At 63.5% G+C, this 18,078-nt stretch carries 15 protein-coding genes; 8 read left to right on the top strand and 7 right to left on the bottom strand.

What is annotated here, in order from left to right:
* Positions 1-5 precede the first annotated feature (5 nt).
* From M728_RS13685 to M728_RS13700, 4 genes are all read left to right on the top strand, one after another.
* Positions 6-1,634: an alpha-D-glucose phosphate-specific phosphoglucomutase gene (locus M728_RS13685; protein ID WP_026620735.1), complete on the top strand. Its 1,629-nt coding sequence runs from the start codon at positions 6-8 to the stop codon at positions 1,632-1,634.
* 260 nt (positions 1,635-1,894) lie between these two features.
* On the top strand, positions 1,895-3,859 hold the full coding sequence (gene glgX, locus M728_RS13690; RefSeq protein WP_026620734.1) for a glycogen debranching protein GlgX: 1,965 nt from the start codon (positions 1,895-1,897) through the stop codon (positions 3,857-3,859).
* A 75-nt stretch (positions 3,860-3,934) separates the two neighbouring features.
* Positions 3,935-4,423 carry a MaoC family dehydratase gene (locus tag M728_RS13695; RefSeq protein WP_026620733.1) on the top strand — a complete coding sequence of 163 codons (489 nt, stop codon included), beginning with the start codon at positions 3,935-3,937 and terminating at the stop codon, positions 4,421-4,423.
* Positions 4,416-5,489 (top strand): DUF2332 domain-containing protein, encoded by a 1,074-nt coding sequence (locus M728_RS13700; RefSeq protein WP_026620732.1) that lies wholly within the window; start codon positions 4,416-4,418, stop codon positions 5,487-5,489. Before M728_RS13695 ends, M728_RS13700 begins: the two co-directional genes overlap by 8 nt.
* Positions 5,490-5,774: 285 nt before the next feature.
* Here the strand turns inward: M728_RS13700 and soxG are convergent, their stop codons facing one another.
* From soxG to M728_RS13720, 4 genes are read right to left on the bottom strand one after another with little or no spacing between them, the layout of a single operon-like run.
* Entirely contained in the window at positions 5,775-6,329 is a 555-nt protein-coding gene (soxG, locus tag M728_RS13705; protein ID WP_026620731.1) for a sarcosine oxidase subunit gamma family protein, read from the bottom strand.
* Entirely contained in the window at positions 6,322-9,315 is a 2,994-nt protein-coding gene (locus M728_RS13710; protein ID WP_026620730.1) for a sarcosine oxidase subunit alpha, read from the bottom strand. The genes soxG and M728_RS13710 overlap by 8 nt, the downstream gene beginning before the upstream one ends.
* Complete coding sequence (locus M728_RS13715) at positions 9,312-9,653, bottom strand: sarcosine oxidase subunit delta (RefSeq protein WP_026616203.1); 342 nt, start codon at positions 9,651-9,653, stop codon at positions 9,312-9,314. Before M728_RS13715 ends, M728_RS13710 begins: the two co-directional genes overlap by 4 nt.
* Positions 9,654-9,669: 16 nt before the next feature.
* Positions 9,670-10,923 (bottom strand): sarcosine oxidase subunit beta family protein, encoded by a 1,254-nt coding sequence (locus tag M728_RS13720; protein WP_026620729.1) that lies wholly within the window; start codon positions 10,921-10,923, stop codon positions 9,670-9,672.
* 343 nt (positions 10,924-11,266) lie between these two features.
* Between M728_RS13720 and rpsU the strand changes: the two genes are divergently transcribed.
* The 4 genes from rpsU to M728_RS13740 all read left to right on the top strand — a co-directional run bounded on the left by rpsU (position 11,267) and on the right by M728_RS13740 (position 14,735).
* Positions 11,267-11,479: a 30S ribosomal protein S21 gene (gene rpsU, locus M728_RS13725; protein WP_012709405.1), complete on the top strand. Its 213-nt coding sequence runs from the start codon at positions 11,267-11,269 to the stop codon at positions 11,477-11,479.
* Positions 11,480-11,731: 252 nt separating this feature from the next.
* A complete protein-coding gene (locus M728_RS13730; protein WP_034883593.1) occupies positions 11,732-12,619 on the top strand; it encodes a tetratricopeptide repeat protein in 888 nt (295 codons plus the stop codon).
* A gap of 258 nt (positions 12,620-12,877) precedes the next feature.
* The gene (locus M728_RS13735; protein WP_026620727.1) at positions 12,878-13,351 is read left to right on the top strand and encodes a DUF992 domain-containing protein; all 474 of its coding nucleotides are present in this window, start codon (positions 12,878-12,880) and stop codon (positions 13,349-13,351) included.
* 163 nt (positions 13,352-13,514) lie between these two features.
* On the top strand, positions 13,515-14,735 hold the full coding sequence (locus M728_RS13740; RefSeq protein WP_026620726.1) for an adenylate/guanylate cyclase domain-containing protein: 1,221 nt from the start codon (positions 13,515-13,517) through the stop codon (positions 14,733-14,735).
* Between the two features lie 198 nt (positions 14,736-14,933).
* Here the strand turns inward: M728_RS13740 and M728_RS13745 are convergent, their stop codons facing one another.
* Genes M728_RS13745 through M728_RS13755 form a run of 3 tightly spaced genes read right to left on the bottom strand, consistent with a single transcriptional unit; the run spans position 14,934 to position 17,903 of the window.
* Positions 14,934-16,334, bottom strand: coding sequence for an NAD(P)(+) transhydrogenase (Re/Si-specific) subunit beta (locus M728_RS13745; RefSeq protein ID WP_026620725.1), 1,401 nt, complete (start codon positions 16,332-16,334; stop codon positions 14,934-14,936).
* 9 nt (positions 16,335-16,343) lie between these two features.
* Complete coding sequence (locus M728_RS13750) at positions 16,344-16,754, bottom strand: NAD(P) transhydrogenase subunit alpha (protein WP_012709410.1); 411 nt, start codon at positions 16,752-16,754, stop codon at positions 16,344-16,346.
* Positions 16,755-17,903: a Re/Si-specific NAD(P)(+) transhydrogenase subunit alpha gene (locus tag M728_RS13755; protein ID WP_026620724.1), complete on the bottom strand. Its 1,149-nt coding sequence runs from the start codon at positions 17,901-17,903 to the stop codon at positions 16,755-16,757.
* Positions 17,904-18,078: the final 175 nt, after the last annotated feature.

An 18,078-nucleotide genomic window follows, 5' to 3' on the forward strand; every position in this document is an offset into this window, starting at 1 on the left:
GACAGATGATAAAAGACGTCTCCACCAACCCCTATAGCGACCAGAAACCCGGCACATCGGGCCTCAGAAAGAAGGTCCCGGTCTTCCAGCAGAAGAACTATGCCGAGAATTTCATCCAGTCGATCTTCGATTCGCTCGAAGGCTATGAGGGCCAGACGCTGGTGATCGGCGGCGACGGCCGCTATTACAATCGTGAAGTCATCCAGAAGGCCGTCAAGATGGCGGCAGCGAACGGATTCGGCCGCGTGCTCGTCGGCCGCGGCGGCATTCTCTCGACACCGGCCGCTTCAAATGTCATCCGCAAATACAAGGCCTTCGGCGGCATCGTGCTCTCCGCAAGTCACAATCCCGGTGGTCCCACCGAGGACTTCGGCATCAAATACAATGTCGGCAATGGCGGTCCGGCACCGGAGAAGGTGACGGATGCAATCTTTGCCCGCAGCAAGGTGATCGACAGCTACAAGATCGCCGACGTTCCGGACGTCAATCTCGACGTCGAAGGCAACCAACAGGTCGAGAGCCTGACGGTAACGGTCATCGATCCGGTCGCCGACTATGCCGAACTGATGGAGAGCCTGTTCGATTTCGATGCGATCCGCAAGCTGATCGCCGGCGGCTTCCGCGTCGTCTTCGACGCGATGAGCGCGGTCACCGGCCCCTATGCCAAGGAGATCCTCGAAAAGCGGCTCGGTGCGCCCAAGGGCTCGGTCATGAACTTCATACCGCTGCCGGATTTCGGAGGCCACCATCCGGACCCGAACCTCGTCCACGCCCGCGCACTCTACGAGACGATGATGGCAGCGGACGCACCGGATTTCGGTGCGGCCTCCGACGGCGACGGCGACCGGAACCTGATCATCGGCAAAGGAATCTTCGTTACCCCCTCCGACAGCCTCGCGATGCTCGCAGCCAATGCGCATCTGGCGCCCGGCTATGCCAACGGGCTTGTCGGGATCGCACGCTCCATGCCGACGAGTGGTGCCGCCGACCGCGTCGCCGAGAAGCTCGGCATCGGCCTTTACGAAACGCCGACCGGCTGGAAATTCTTCGGCAACCTGCTCGACGAGGGTCTCGCGACGATCTGCGGCGAGGAAAGCGCCGGCACCGGATCGAACCACGTGCGCGAGAAGGACGGGCTCTGGGCCGTTCTGCTCTGGCTCAACATTCTGGCGGTGCGCAAGGAGAGCGCGCTTGAGATCGCGCGCAAGCATTGGGCGACCTACGGCCGCAACTATTATTCCCGCCACGACTATGAGGCGGTCGACACGGACGCTGCGAATGGCCTGATCGCCGCGCTTCGCGACAAGCTCGCAGAGTTGCCGGGCAAGAGTTTCGGCGCGCTCACGGTCGAAACGGCCGACGACTTCTCCTATGACGACCCCGTCGACAAGTCGGTCAGCAAGAACCAGGGCATCCGCATCCTCTTCAAGGGCGGGTCGCGCGTCGTCTACCGCCTGTCGGGGACGGGAACATCGGGCGCGACGCTGCGCGTCTATATCGAGCGCTACGAGCCGGATCCGGCGCGCCACGACCTCGACACACAGGCCGCGCTCGCCGATCTGATCGCCGTTGCCGACGAGATCGCCGAGATCAAGAAACGCACCGGCCGCGACGGACCAAGCGTAATCACCTGAGGTGTGTATCGATAGGGACCGCGATGTGCGGTCCTTCTCTGTGCTTGCCGTTACCCCCCTCTGCCCTGCCGGGCATTTCCCCTACAAGGGGGGAGATCGACTCGCGGCGATCCCATCGCTCCAACAGGAGCCTTACGATGCGGAGCCTCGCAATAGGCACCGGGCGGGCCACATCCAATCTCCCCACTTGTGGGGGAGATGCCCGGCAGGGCAGAGGGGGGTGAGCGGATACTGACTTCAACCATCAGAAGGGGCGCTTCATGCCGCCGACCGGAATCCCACCTCTCGGCGTGACCCGGACGCCCGACGGAACGCGCTTTGCTGTCTGGTCGCACAATGCCGCGCGCATCGACCTTTGCCTCTTCGACAAGGCGGGCACAAAGGAACTGCGCCGCCTGCCGATGCTGCGCGAGGGCGATGTCCATAGCCTTACCCTCGCCGACATAGCCGTCGGCACCCGCTACGGCCTGCGCGCCGACGGCATCTACTCGCCCGAACATGGCCTATGGTTCGATCCCTCGAAGCTGCTGGTCGACCCCTACGCGACGGAGCTCGACCGCCCCTTTCGTCACGACCCTCGGCTGACGGTCTTCGGCGAGGAGACGGCCGACCTGGTGCCAAAGGCGATCGTGACCCAGGCGAAAACGGTGAAGAGAACGCCGCCGCTTTTTGAGCCCGGCGGGCTGATCTATGAAGTCGCCATCAAGCCGTTCACGATTCTCCACCCGGATATTCCGAAAAAGAAACGCGGCACGTTGGCGGCTCTCGCCGAGCCGGTCGTCCTCGATCATCTCAAGCGTCTCGGCGTCTCGGCGGTCGAACTCATGCCGATCGTCGCCTGGATCGACGAGCGGCACCTGCCGCCGCTCGGCCTTCACAACGGCTGGGGCTACAATCCGATCGCGCCGATGGCGCTCGATCCGCGGCTAGTACCCGGCGGCTGCAAGGAACTTCGCAAGACCGTGGATGCGCTGCACAAGGCAGGTATCGGCGTCATCCTGGATCTGGTCTTCAACCATTCCGGCGAAAGCGACCGGCTCGGCACGACGCTTTCGATGCGCGGCCTCGACAACCTCACCTATTATCGCCACGCGGCGGACCGGCCCGGTGAACTCATCAACGACACCGGCTGCGGCAACACGATTGCCTGCGACCATTTGGTCGTTCAGAGGCTGATCCTCGACAGCCTGCGCCATTTCGTGCTTGCCGCCGGCGTCGACGGCTTCCGCTTCGATCTCGCCTCGATCCTCGGCCGCGACATGAACGGCTTCCACTGCGACGCCGCCCTTTTCGCGGCCATCGCCGCCGATCCGGTGCTCAGCGATCGTGTCCTCATCGCCGAGCCCTGGGACACGGGCCCCGGCGGCTATCAACTCGGCAATTTCCCCAAGCCCTTCCTCGAATGGAACGACCGGGCCCGCGATGATATTCGCCGCTACTGGCGCGGCGACCGACATGCGATCGGCGCGCTTGCGAGCGCGCTCGCCGGCTCCTCGGATTCTTTTTCGCGCTGGGGGGAAACCGCGACCCGCAGCGTCAATTTCGTCGCCGCCCATGACGGATTCACACTGGCGGATCTCGTCTCCTATGCCCGCAAGCACAACGAGGCGAACGGCGAAGGCAATCGCGACGGACACGACGAGAACTACTCGTGGAACAATGGCGCCGAAGGCCCGATCGACGATCCAGAAATCGCCGCGGCCCGGCAGCACGATGCCATGGCTCTCCTCGGCACCCTTTTTGCCTCACGCGGCACGATCATGCTGACGGCCGGCGATGAAGGCGGGCGCAGCCAGCGCGGCAACAACAATGCCTATGCGCAGGACAACGCCGTCACTTGGCTCGATTGGGGCAAACTCGACACGAAGCTGATAGAGCACACCGCGCGGCTTTCTGCCATGCGCCGGCGTTTCGGCGTCTTTGCCGACACTCGTTTCTTCACCGGCATGGGCGACGTTGCCTGGCTGCGCCTCGACGGTCATCCGATGACGGTCGAGGACTGGGAACACCCCGCGACCGACAACCTCGTCATGGTGCTGGCGACCGAAGACCGCAAGCAGAAGCGACCGACGCGGCTCGCCATCGTCCTCAATCGCAGCCACGCACCGCATCCCTTCCGGCTGCCGGCGAGTCTCGACGGCGAATGGTGCGACGCACTATCGGACGCGGCACCTCCGGTCTTTGCTCCCGCCCGTTCGGTCACTTTCTTTGTCGAGGTTTTCTAAAGTCTTACAACCGCTTGCTAGGCCCCGCCCTACCGGCCTATAGATCGGTCGGGAGGCCTTCTTCAGGACAATCAAATGCCGCACGAAATTTCGCTTTCCGATATCAAGGAGCTGATCGGCAAAGAGCTTGGTGTCTCCGACTGGATCACCGTGACGCAAAAGACTATCGACAGCTTTGCCGAGGCGACCGGCGATTTTCAGTTCATCCACACCGACCCGGTGCGCGCCGCGGCCGAGACGCCCTTCGGCGGGACCATTGCGCACGGCTTCCTGTCGCTCTCGCTGCTCTCGGCAATGAACTATAATTGCCTGCCGAAGATCCGCGAGCAGACGATGGGCATCAATTACGGCTTCGACAAGGTGCGCTTCGTGGCGCCGGTCAAGAGCGGCGCACGCGTGCGCGGCCGCTTCACCATGGCCGATGCCCGCTTCCGCGGCGCCGGCATGCTGATGATCACCTATGACGTCACGGTGGAGATCGAGGGCGAAAGAAAGCCGGCGCTGACGGCGACCTGGCAGACGATCATCCAGTTCGACCCCAAGGATCGGCCGGCGGATGCCTGAGGAGGCGGTTATCGAGACGCGCGTTCGCGACGCCTTCCGCGACCAGGCGAAAGCCTGCAACGATCTGGGCTCGCCCTTCACCGCCCGGCTCTGCCGTCTCGTCGCCGACCGGTTGGATGCAGGCTCGCCCGTCGGCAGCTGGATTCTCCGCTGGCCCGGCGACCCGACGTCGAGTGGCGATTCCGTCGCGCTGCGCCTCGCCGGCGCACTGCATGCGCTGGTGCTCTCCGGTCGCGACGACGGCCTCAAAGCAAGTTATCCGCCGAATCGCGTCGACGACGAAACCCTCTGGCAGGCGGTCGGGCGGGCACTCCGGCAGGAAGCCGACTTCATCCACGATCGTCTCGCCTCCGCGCCGCAGACCAACGAGGTGCGGCGCTCCGGCGCCCTGCTTCCGGGTTTCCTCACGGTTGCACAGCTTCTCGGAAAACCGCTGGTTCTCTCCGAGGTCGGCGCCAGCGCCGGTCTGAACCTGCACTGGGACCGCTACCACTACGTTCTTGGCAATGATCATTGGGGCGACGAAACCGCCGCGGTGCTTATCGCTCCGGACTGGTCTGGGGAAACCCCTCCCCTTCAACCCGCCGAAATCACAGAGCGCGCCGGCTGCGACCTGCATCCGCTCGACCTGGCGAGCGACGACGATCGACTACGGCTTCTCTCCTATATCTGGGCAGACCAGTTCGACCGACTTGATCGAACCAGGAAAGCACTCGATGTCGCGGCAGGTCAACGGGACCTGGTCGAGCGCGCCGACGCGATCGATTGGCTGAAGAAGCGGCTGATCCGCGTTTTTTCCGGCGCCACCCACGTCGTCTATCACTCGATCGCCTGGCAATACCTGCCGGAATCGGCACGGAGAGAAGGTGAGGCCCTGATTGCCGCCGCGGGCAAGGCTGCGACGGAAGAGGCACCCATCGCTCGATTGCAGATGGAAGCCGACGGGCAGGTGCCCGGTGCGGCACTGTCGTTGCAAATATGGCCGGGCGGCGAAAAGCAAGTGATCGGCCGCGCGGACTTCCATGGCCGGTGGGTCGCGTGGCAAGGATGGCGGATAAACACCTGAACCTACCGCATGTGTCCTTAAATCGTAGCCGATTTAAGGACAAAAACATGCAGCAATTCAAAGTGCTACAGCGTTCTTTGTGCGTCTGAAAAGACGCACGGCGCTGTAGACGAACGGTCCGCGCGTAGCGGTCGCAAACGAGGGCGGGATGAGCGTGTGCGGTTTTTCCGCCCCGCTCGCGTTCCACTCCAACCTATGATCACGTCGCGATTTATGGCCGATCGAACAAGATCGTAAAGAGCGGCGGATCACTCCGCCGCCTTCTCGATTGAGGTGGCGCTTCTCTCAATGTCCCGCGTCTTCGGCTCCTTCGGACAACAGACCGAAAACAAAGGGCGAGAAGGACCGCCAGCACTCGACGCGGAACGTGTCCTCCGCGGTGCGGAGGAGAATGATCTCCGCCTTGCCCAAGATTGTGCGCGAGCATGCGCCCACAGGGAAGAGGGCAAGCGACAGGTCCTGCGGGCAGCCGCTGTTGATCGCCACTTCCGCGCCCGGTCCGCTGACGATGACGGCGGTGTTGCGATGAGAGACGTCGACGGCCGAGTGCACGGTCCCGCTCGATGCGGCCGCAGCCATCAGGTCGGCGCCGTCCTCGTCAATCACCAGCCACTCGTCTGGACCGAGCCAGAGCGCATGGCGTCGGCCGGTCGAAGCGGACGTCTTCGGGCGCACGGGCAGGGTAACGCCGAGCGCGGCCGACAGACCGGAAACCGCGTCAGCCGCGGCGCGCAGCGATATCCGCGAGGCCGGCTCCGCGGGCGTGAGGAGCGCCGCGGGCGAGCCGCCACGGCGGCCGGCGAGCGGAGCTTTGCGGGGTGCGATTGCCTGGTCAGCCATGGAGGCGACCTCCTTCCTTGTCAAAGAACACCATGTCGCTTACCTCGACGGCGATCGTCCGATCGGCCATCGGCACGTAGAGCGTCTCACCGAGGCGCGCCCGTCCGCCGGCGACCACGGCGAGCGCGATCGATCGACCACAATTTGGCGACCAGTAGGACGAAGTCACATGGCCGAGCATGGTCATCGGTTTCGGCTGGTTCGGGTCTGCAACGATCTGCGCGCCTTCCTCCAATACAACCTTCGGATCCTTGGTGAGGAGCCCGACGAGCTGCTTGCGGCCGTCCTTGACAAGATCGGGCCGCTTCAGGCCGCGGATACCGACGAAGTCCGGCTTCTTCTTCGAGACCGCCCAGGAAAGCCCGGCATCGTCCGGAGTCACGGTGCCGTCCGTGTCCTGGCCGACGATGATGTAGCCCTTCTCGGCGCGCAGCACGTGCATGGTCTCGGTGCCGTAGGCGCAGGCGCCCATGGGCTCGGCCCGCGCCCAGATCGCCTCCCATACCGCCTGGCCGTAGTCCGCCGGGACGTTGACCTCGAAGCCAAGCTCGCCGGTGAAGGACATGCGGAAGAGCCGGGTCGGCACGCCGCAGATCTTTCCTTCGGCGACGCTCATATGTGGGAAGGCCTCGTTGGAAAAATCGATGCCCGCGGCGAGCGGCGCGATGATCTCGCGCGCCTTCGGCCCCTGCACCGCGATGACCGCCCATTGCTCGGTCGTCGAGGTGAGCCAGACTTTCAGATGCGGGAACTCCGTCTGGAGATAGTCTTCCATGTGGTGCAGGACGCGCGGCGCACCGCCCGTCGTGGTCGTAACATGGAAGCGGTCCTCCGCAAGACGGCCGACGACGCCGTCATCGTAGATGAAGCCGTCGTCGCGCAGCATGATTCCGTAGCGGCAGCGGCCGGGCTTCAGGTTGTCCCAGGCGTTCGTATACATGAGGTTCAGGAACTTGGCAGCGTCGGGGCCGACCACCTCGATCTTGCCGAGCGTCGACGCATCGAAGACGCCGGCCACCTCGCGGACCGTCTTGCACTCGCGCGCGACCGCCTCGTGCATGTTTTCGCCTGCCTTCGGATAGAACCAGGCGCGCTTCCAGTTGCCGACATCCTCGAACTCGGCGCCATGCGCCTCCTCCCAGGCATGGATCGGCGTCTTACGCGCCGGATCGAAGAGGCTGCCACGCGAGTGATTGACGATCGCGCCGAAGGTCACCGGCGTATAGGGCTGGCGGAAGGTCGTGAGACCCACTGCCGGGATTTCCTTGCCGAGCGCTTCCGCCGCGATCGCGAGACCATGCATGTTGGAAAGCTTGCCCTGGTCGGAGGCCATGCCGTTGGTGGTGAACCGCTTGATGTGCTCGATCGAGTGCATTCCCTCGCGCACCGCCAGGCGGATGTCCTTGGCGCAGACGTCGTGCTGGAAATCAATGAAGGCCTTCACGGTCGTGTCCGCCCCCGCGCCTTCGGCCGCTCCATGCATGCCGCCCGTCCATTCGAAAGCGTTCCGGCCGGTGAGAGCAACCTGTGCGCCGCCTTCGGCACCGGCGGCACGAGCCGCCAGTTCGCCGGCGGCAAGCGCCTCATCGATCGTCGCCTGCAGATCGTCGGTGCCATTGCAGGCGCCGACGGAGAGGCACTCCTGGGCATAGATGCCGGGCAGGAAGCGCTCGGTTGCGGCGTCGAACTTCACCTTGCCGCGCGACTGCGAGAAGAGGTGCACCGATGGCGTCCAGCCCGCCGAGACGAGCAGCGCATCGACGGCGATCTTGCGAGAAGTGCCGCCGCCATTGCGGGCGACATTGATCGAGGCAATCCGGAGCTTGCCGGTGGTGTTGACGACCGAATGACCGGTCAGCACCTCTATGCCGAGATCACGCGCCTGAGAGAGCACCGCTTCGCCCGGCTTCTCGCGGCAATCGACGATCGCTGCCACGGCAACGCCGGCTCTCTTGAGGTCGAAGGCCGCCTCGTAGGCCGAATCATGCGCTGTATAGACGCCGACTTTCTTGCCGACAGCGACACCGAAGTGATTGAGATAGGTGCGGGCCGCCGAGGCCAGCATGATCCCGGGCCGGTCGTTGTTGGCGAACACCATGTGGCGTTCGATGGCGCCATTGGCGAGGATGACCTTCTTCGCGCGCACCTGCCAGAGCCGCTCTCGCGGTAGCGTCTTGTCGACGGCGGCGAGATGATCCGTCACGCGCTCCACGAGGCCGACGAAATTGTGATTGTAGTAGCCGAATGCCGTCGTGCGGGTGAGCAGCGTCACATTGCCCATGGCGGCAAGCGCCCGGCCCGTCGCCTGCGCCCAGTCGTAACCGGGCTTGCCGTCGATGACGGTGCCGCTGTCGTAATGCAGCGCCCCGCCGACCTCCGGCTGTTCGTCGCACAGGATCACCTTCGCGCCGGCCTTCGCCGCCGCAAGCGCGGCCGCGAGACCGGCGACGCCAGCGCCGATCACCAGCACGTCGCAATGGACGTAACGGCTCGCATAATGATCCGGATCGGGCTCCGTCGGCGCAACGCCAAGGCCGGCGGCGCGGCGGATGAAGGGTTCGTAGAGCTTGTGCCACGCGGCCTTCGGCCACATGAAGGTCTTGTAGTAGAAACCGGCCGCGAAGAAAGGTGACAGGAGATCGTTGAACCCACCGACATCGAAGGCGAGCGAGGGCCAGCGGTTCTGCGACGACACCTTCATGCCGTCGAAGACCTCCTGGACGGTGGCCCGCACGTTCGGCTGCCGGCGGGCCGCATCGCGCGAGACGTCGAGCAACGCATTCGGCTCCTCGGCGCCGGCGGACAGAATGCCGCGCGGACGGTGATACTTGAACGAACGGCCGACGAGATGGATGTCGTTGGCAATCAGCGCCGAGGCGACCGTATCGCCTTCGAGCGCCGTCAGCGTCCGGCCGTCAAAGGTGAAGCGGGCGGTGCGCGCGGGCGTCAGGCGCCCGGCACCCGAAATACGATTGACCCCAGTCATTGCGCGGCTCCTTCCAGGGCCTCGTAGGTTTCGACCGTCTCAGGCGTCTTCGGCTCGACGTCGAGGTCTGGCTTCGGCTCGCCGGCCTTGTAGGTGGTGATGAACCGGTCGCTGACGGTGTCACGCGCCGCGTTGAAGAAGCGGCCGCAGCCATGGATATGCCGCCATCTTTCGTAAATCACGCCCTTCGGATTGTCGCGCAGGAAGAAATAGGCCTCGAATTCTTCGTCGCTGATCTCGGCGATATTGGTCGGACGGGCGATGTGAGCATCGCCGCCGTTGCGGAACTCGAGCTCGGAGCGCTCTTCCTCGCAATAGGGGCAGTAAATCAGAAGCATCTGGAAAGTCCTCGCATCAATGCGCAACGGCGGCGGCGGCCGCCTCGTCGATGAGCCGCCCGGTGCGGAAGCGCTCGAGCGTCAGCCCCGCAGCGAGCCTATGCGGCTCCCCGCGTGCGATGAGATAGGCAAAGAGATTGGCCGAGCCGGGAGTCGCCTTGAAGCCGCCCGTTCCCCAACCGGCATTGAGATAGAGCCCGGGCACGGGTGTCACGCCTTGGATCGGCGAACGGTCCTGTGTGACGTCGACGATGCCGCCCCATTGCCGCATCATCTTGACGCGGCGGAACATCGGGAAGAGCTCGCAGATCGCGTCAAGCGTATGGGTGATGATCTGAAGGCCGCCGGTCTGCGAATAGGAATTGTACTGGTCGGTACCGGCGCCGATGACGAATTCGCCCTTGTCGGACTGCGAGATATAGGCGTGCACCGAGTTCGACATCACGACGCAGGGGAAGATCGGCTTCAAGGGCTCGGAGACGAGCGCCTGCAGCGGCTGGCTCTGCAGCGGCACGCGCACGTCTGCCATCTGCATCAGGGTGGACGTGTGACCGGCGGCGGAAATGCCGACTTTCTTCGCACCGATGAAGCCGCGATTGGTGTCGACGCCGGTCACACGGCCGGTTTCGTCGCGGCGAATGCCGGTCACTTCGCAGTTCTGGATGATGTGGACGCCGCGGTCGGAGGCGGCGCGCGCATAACCCCAGGCGACCGCATCATGGCGCGCCGTGCCGCCGCGGCGCTGAAGTGCTGCACCGTTGATCGGGTAGCGGGCGGTTTTGGAGATGTCGAGCGGCGAGCAGTAAGCCTTCGCCTCTTCCGGTGTCAGCCATTCGTTGTCGATGCCGTAGAGCCGGTTGGCGTTGATGTGCCGCTTGAACGACTGCTGGTCGTGGATGTTGTGCGACAGCATCATGACGCCGCGCGGCGAATACATGACGTTGTAGTTCAGGTCCAGCGACAGGTTTTCCCAGAGCTTCAGTGAATGCTCGTAGATGTCCATGCTCTCTTCATAGAGATAGTTGGACCGGATGATCGTCGTGTTGCGGCCGGTATTGCCGCCGCCGATCCAGCCCTTTTCGAGCACGGCGACATTGGTGATGCCGTGCTCCTTCGCGAGATAATAGGCGGCGCCGAGGCCATGGCCGCCGCCGCCGATGATGATCACATCATATTGCTTGCGCGGCTCCGGCGAGGCCCAGTGCGGCCCCCAGCCCTTGTGGCCGCGCAGCGCCTCGCGCGCCACGGCAAAAACAGAATATTTGCGCATCCGCCTGCTACTCCATGAACCCCGATAGATGTTCTGTTGGCGTTAGAAATCGCAAATCCGAGGGCCACGCAACGTTTCTTTTGCGACGCGATCCGGCGGACTTGCGCGGACTTGCGACATGGCCGACTAAGTGCGACAAGTGTGCGAGCGCGCGGCTTGCCTTTTTTCGCCCCGGCTGTGGCGCATTTTTCCCGAGAGCTACGATCTCGCCGCTGGACTTTCGGCCCCTGATCTGGTATCCGCTCCTTTAATCGTAGAGCTTTCAGCTCAGCGAACGCAGATTTATTGCCTCCCCAAACCTGATGGTGAGGCTTTACAACTCGAACAAAGGAACGGGATTCACGTGCAGGTACTTGTCCGCGATAACAATGTCGACCAGGCGCTCCGCGCTCTCAAGAAGAAGATGCAGCGCGAAGGCATTTTCCGCGAAATGAAGATGCGTGACTTCTACGAAAAGCCGTCCCAGAAGCGTGCGCGCGAAAAGGCTGAAGCTGTCCGCCGCGTCCGCAAGCTGGCTCGCAAGCGTGCACAGCGTGAAGGCCTTCTGGCCCGCTGATTGTCGTTTTTTCGACGCTTTCCAATGTAAATGGCGGGGGCGAGGTATCGCCGCCGCTTTTTTTTCGATATGGACACCCTGTCCGTCGTCGGTCTAGCGTGACCGTGTGAGTTCGACGGTCAGCCGCTCGAACGGGAGCGCCGGCCGGATCGCCGGAGGCGCTGATGCCCGGGTGGAGCCCCGCGCCTTCGCTGGTCTCCATGAACGGAAAGCCATTGGCTTTCGGGACCTTGTCGCATTGAGGGATCGACTTTGACACTTGCTGCCATGACTGCGGACGTCTCCGGTCACACCATCCAAGAGGCGAACCGCCGCCACCAGCGCAAGCCGAAGCTTGCCGCCTTTCTCATGCTCGGCTCTGCCCTGTTTCTTGCAGGCTGCCAGACCGACAATTCCGAATCGATGTTTCGCGTCGAACGGGCCCAAGGCTCGGAAGAGAACATCGCCTCCCTCTCGAGCGTGATCGCGTCCAATCCGAGCGATCCCGAAGGCTACAACGTGCGCGGCTCGGCTTACGGACGCGCCGGGGAATTCCGCCGCGCGCTCGCCGATTTCGACGAGGCGATCCGACTGAACCCGCGCTTCTTCCAGGCCTATGCCAACCGCGCGCTTGTCCAGCGCAACATGGGCAACCAGCAAGCCGCTCTCGCCGATTACAACGCGGCGCTGCAGATCAGTCCGACCTACGACGTCGCCTATATCGGTCGCGGCAATCTCTATCGGCAGGCGGGCCAGCTCGATGCCGCTTTCAACGACTTCAACAAGGCGATCGAGCTCGACACGACCGATCCCCGCGCCTATCACAATCGCGGCCTGATCTATCAGGCGCGCAACCAGCACGGAGAGGCGATCGAGGATTTCTCGAAGGCGATTTCGCTGTCGCCAAGCTCGCCCGAACCCTATAACGGCCGCGGCATTTCCTATGTGGCCCAGGGCGACGATGACAACGCCTTCTCGGATTTCAACACGGCTATCAATCTCAACGGCAAGCTGGCCGAGTCCTGGGCAAACCAGGCGCTGGTCTACGAGCGCCGCGGCGACAGGGCCAAGGCTTCGAAGTCCTATTCGCACGCGCTTTCGCTCGATCCCAAATACGAGCCGGCGCGCGCGGGCCTTTCCCGCGTCAAGGCGACCTCCTGACGCCACGCCCCATTCGATTTCGGACGCCCGCGGCAGCTGCCGCGGGCGTTTTCGTTTCGGCGATCCGACATTTGTCTCAGTCTTCGCTACTGCATGTTTCCTTAAATCGTAGCCTTTAAGGACAAAGACATGCAGCAACTCAAAGCGCTACAGCGTCCTTTGTGCGTCTGAAAGACGCACGGCGCTGTAGATCAGGGCTACGGAACCATCCCACGCTCGATCGGTTAGACCATGGCCTTCAACACGGAGATCTGAGCGATGTTCAAACGAACCTTCATTGCGGCAGTCACCCTTGCGGCCCTTTCCGGAACTGCCTCTGCCCAAAGCTACGTGACGCTTGGCCGCCTCACCTGCGGCTCTGAAGGCGGCACCGGGCTCATCGTCACCTCCACCAAGAACCTCATGTGCACCTTCAGGCCGGCCGATGGTTCGCCCGGAGCCGTCTATGCCGGCAAGATCACCAAAATCGGCATCGATATCGGCGCCACCGGCAAAACCGTCATGATTTGGGATGTGCTGGCGAAAACCGGCACGCCGTTGACCGAATATGCCCTGGCTGGCGAATATGTCGGTGTTGGCGCCGATGCGAGCTTTGCCGTCGGCGGTGGAGCAAAGGTCATTGCCGGCGGCACGAACAAGGCCTTCATGCTGCAGCCGGTCAATATCCAGGTTCAGGAAGGTCTGAACGTCGCACTCGGTATCGATCATCTGGTTCTGGCGCCGGCAGGTTGACCACGTAAATAGCGGAAAGGCCCCCCGGGGCCTTTCACCCTCCCCCGCTGCAAACCTATTGTTCCTCGACATGAGGACCGGGCGACTTGCGCGCCGAGGCAAGGCGCGCCACTGTGCTATCGGTCGTTGGTGGAACCGGCGCTGCAGCTCAACGGGAACTCGGATGAAGGATCAGGTAATCCGCAACATCGTTCTGTGGATGTCGGAGGAGGGAATTCGCGGCCTCAAGGAACAGGACCTCCTCGCAGGTTTCTGCGATCAGTGCCGCGCAGCAGGTATCCACATCGATCGCGCCCTAGGACTGATCGACACGCTCCACCCGGAATTCGAAGGCCGCGCCTTCCAGTGGAACAGCGAAAGCGATGAAGTGCCGGATGTCGTGCACTACGGATCGACGAGCGGCGGCGAGGCCCAGGAGAACTGGCAGCGCTCGATCTTCTTCCACATGCTCCAGGAAAACGAAACCGAACGCCGCGTCCGCCTTGCGCAGGAGCCGCATATCCCCTTCACCATGCTCGACAAGCTGAAGGCCGAGGGGCACACCGACTGCGTCGGCTTCATCCATCACTTCACCGACCGCGGCCGCGTCGGACAGATGGATTGCTTCTATTCTTACTGGACGACGAAAAGACGTGGAGGCTTCAACGACGAGGACTTCTACGCGCTCCGAACGCTGTTGCCGACGCTTGCGCTCGCCGTCAAGGCCGCCTCATGCGTGCGCATCATCGGCACCCTCGCAGACGTTTATCTCGGCCATGATGCCGGCCGACGGGTCGTCGAGGGCAGCATCGAAAGGGGGGCGGCCGAGCGCATCGAGGCGGTCATGTGGTTCTCCGATCTGCGCAATTACACGCGCATCGCCGAGAGTGTCGCGCCGGAGGAGGTCATTCCGTTCCTCAACGACTATACCGGCACGGTGATCAGAGCGATCGAGGAGCACGGCGGCAGTGTGCTGAAGCTGATCGGCGATGGTGTCCTCGCCATCTTCAACGGCTGCAAGCCGGCCGACGCCTGCAGCGCGGCGATCGCTGCCGAGCGGCAACTGCGCATCATGCTCGCCGAATTGAACACGCGACGGCTCGAGAAAGGAAAGCCAACCACCGACGTCTATCTCGGGCTACATATCGGCGAGGTTTTCTACGGAAACATCGGCAGCCAGAGCCGACTCGATTTCACCGTGGTCGGACCCGCCGTCAACGAGGTGAGCCGCATCGTCTCGATGTGTCGCTCGATGGAACGTCACGTCATCATGTCTTCGGAATTCATTGGTGCCTCGCCGGCCGCGCATCGCGCCGATGCCGTGTCGCTCGGGCGCTTCGCGCTTCGCGGCGTCGCTAAAGCCAAGGAACTCTTCACCTGGGATCCGGACGTGCACCCCGGCTGAGCGCGTGACCGAATTGGACCCGACACTGTTCGTCCGCCAATAAGGTAAATGCCCGCCTTACTGCATGTTTCCTTGAATCGTACCCGATTCAAGGACAAAAACATGCAGCAATTCAAAATGCTACAGCGTCCTTTGTGCGTCTGAAAAGACGCACGGCGCTGTACGAGGCGGGCATTCAGCTCGGTAGCAAAAATGTCCTCAGTGGTTGATCGCCTTGACGATCTCCTCGGTGACCTTCTTGGCGTCTCCGAGCAGCATCATCGTGCCGTCCTTGTAGAACAGCGTGTTGTCGATGCCGGCATAGCCGGAGCCGAGCGAGCGCTTGACGAACAGGCAGGTCTTGGCCTTGTCGACGTCGAGGATCGGCATGCCGTAGATCGGCGAGGTCTTGTCGTCGCGCGCCGCCGGATTGGTGACGTCGTTGGCACCGATGACATAGGCGACGTCCGCCTGGGCGAATTCCGAGTTGATGTCCTCGAGCTCGAACACCTCGTCATAGGGCACGTTCGCTTCCGCCAAGAGCACGTTCATGTGCCCCGGCATGCGGCCGGCGACCGGATGGATGGCGTATTTGACCTCGACGCCCGCCTCCTTGAGCTTGTCACCCATTTCCCGAAGCGCATGCTGTGCCTGTGCCACCGCCATGCCATAGCCGGGCACGATGATCACCTTCGAGGCGTTCTGCATCAGGAACGCGGCATCGTCGGCCGAGCCCTGCTTTACGGTCTTCTGCACGCCGCCGTCGCCGCCGGCGATCGCCGTCTCGCCGCCGAAACCGCCGAGAATGACCGAGATGAAGGACCGGTTCATTCCCTTGCACATGATGTAGGAGAGGATCGCACCCGAGGAGCCGACCAGCGCCCCGGTGATGATCAGCGCTAGGTTGCCGAGCGTGAAGCCGATACCGGCGGCCGCCCAGCCGGAATAGGAGTTGAGCATCGACACCACCACCGGCATGTCGGCGCCGCCGATCGGGATGATGATCAGGACGCCGAGCGCTAGCGACAGGAGCACGATCGCCCAGAAATTGAAATGGCTCTCCGTCAGCGCCAGCCCGATGATGAAGAAGACGATAAGGGCTCCGAGCGTCAGATTGATCAGATGGCGATAGGGCAGCAGGATCGGTTTGCCGGACATGCGACCGTCGAGCTTCAGGAAGGCGATAACCGAACCGGTGAAGGTGATCGCGCCGATCGACACGCCGAGCGCCATCTCGACGAGCGCCTGGGCATGGATCGAGCCGACCTCGCCGATGCCGAATGAGGACGGCGCATAGAGCGCGCCGGCGGCGACCAGCACCGCGGCCAGACCGACGAGCGAGTGGAAGCCGGCGACGAGCTGCGGCATCGCCGTCATCGGGATGCGCTTGGCGATATAGGCGCCGCCGCCGCCGCCAACAGCAAGGCCAAGCACGATCAAGAGGAAGCCGCCGACCGAGGGCTGCGCCAGGAGAAGCGTCGTAACGATGGCGATGGCCATGCCGGTCATGCCATAGGCATTGCCCCTCCGGCTGGTGGTCGGATGCGACAGGCCTCTAAGGGCCATGATGAAGAGCACGCCGGAGACGAGATAGAGGAAGGCTGCGAAATTAGCGTTCATCGGCCGACCTCACTTGTCTTTCTTCTTGTACATGGCGAGCATGCGCTGGGTGACGAGGAAGCCGCCGAAGATGTTCACCGAAGCGAGCACCAGCGCGACGAAGCCGAAGCCGGTGGCGAGCCCCGAAGCAGAGATGCCGACCGCCAAAAGCGCGCCGACGACGATCACCGAGGAGATCGCGTTGGTGACCGCCATCAGCGGCGTGTGCAGCGCCGGCGTCACCGACCAGACGACGTAATAGCCGACGAAGATCGCCAGCACGAAAATCGCCAGGCGAAAGACGAAAGGATCGATCGCGCCGCCGGTTGCGCCATGCGCCACCGCTCCGGCCGCGTCCGGCACGTATTCGGCCGCCGTCCGAACCGCCTCGACCGCCCTTTCGAGATCGGTCAGTGCCTTGTCCAGAAGTTCGTTCGCCATTTACTTCTCCCCCCGATTCGCGCCGCCGAAGGCCGGGTGCACTACCGCCCCGCCGTGCGTCAGCGCCGTCGCCTTGACGAGCTCGTCTTCCATGTCGAGCTTGAGCGTCTTCGTCTCCTTGGAAACCATCGTCTCCAGGAAGGTGACGAGGTTCTTGGCGTAGAGCAGTGAGGCAGAGGCGGCGATGCGGCCCGGCACGTTCAAGTGTCCGACGACCTTGACGCCGCCGACCTCCGTGACCTTGCCGGCCTCCGCGCCTTCGACATTGCCGCCGCGCTCGACGGCGAGATCGACAACGACCGAGCCGGGCTTCATGGAATGAAGCATCTCGTGGGTGACGAGGCGCGGCGCCGGGCGGCCGGGAATCAGCGCCGTGGTGATGACGATGTCCTGCTTGGCGATGTGCTCGGCGACGAGCGCGGCCTGCTTCGTCTGATAGTCCCTCGACATTTCCTTGGCGTAGCCGCCGGCGGTCTCGGCCGCCTTGAACTCCTCGTCCTCGACGGCGATGAACTTGGCGCCCAGCGAGGCGACCTGCTCTTTTGCCGCCGGGCGAACGTCGGTGGCCGACACCATGGCCCCCAGGCGTCGTGCTGTCGCGATCGCCTGCAATCCGGCGACGCCGGCGCCCATGATGAAGACTTTGGCCGCCGGCACGGTGCCGGCCGCCGTCATCATCATCGGTAGGGCCCGGTCATATTCGTGGGCCGCATCGATCACAGCCTGGTAACCGGCGAGGTTCGCTTGGGATGAGAGCACGTCCATCGACTGGGCGCGGGTGATGCGCGGCATCAGTTCCATCGCGAAGGCGGTGAGCCCCGCACCGGCCATGGCGGCGATCGCCTCCTCGTTGCCGTAGGGATCCATGATGGCGATGACGATCGCGCCGGATCTGTAGCCGGCGATCTCCGCTTCCGTCGGTCGGCGGACCTTGAGGATGACGTCGGCGCCCTTGGCGTCGGCGGCCGTGCCGATCCGGGCGCCGGCCTTCTCATACTCGGCATCGAGCATGCGCGAACGCAAACCCGCACCGGTTTCCACGACCACGTCGAAACCCAACGATTTCAGCTTCTTGACGCTTTCGACGGAGCCGGCAACGCGCCCCTCGTTCGGATCCGATTCCTTGGCGATAAAGACAATCTCGCTCACAAGTCCCCCTCCTGGCCCGCACCAGCCAGGCTGGGTTGCGGACGTTGTCTTCGATGCCGGGGCGATCGCTGGCACGCCACCCCTTACTCACATGGTTTCTCGAATCGGAGCCGATTCAAAAGACCATGCAGCACTTCAAAGTGCCATAGCGACCTTAGTGCACCTGATGCCGCTG

Source organism: Ensifer sp. WSM1721 (assembly GCF_000513895.2).
Taxonomy (GTDB): domain Bacteria; phylum Pseudomonadota; class Alphaproteobacteria; order Rhizobiales; family Rhizobiaceae; genus Sinorhizobium.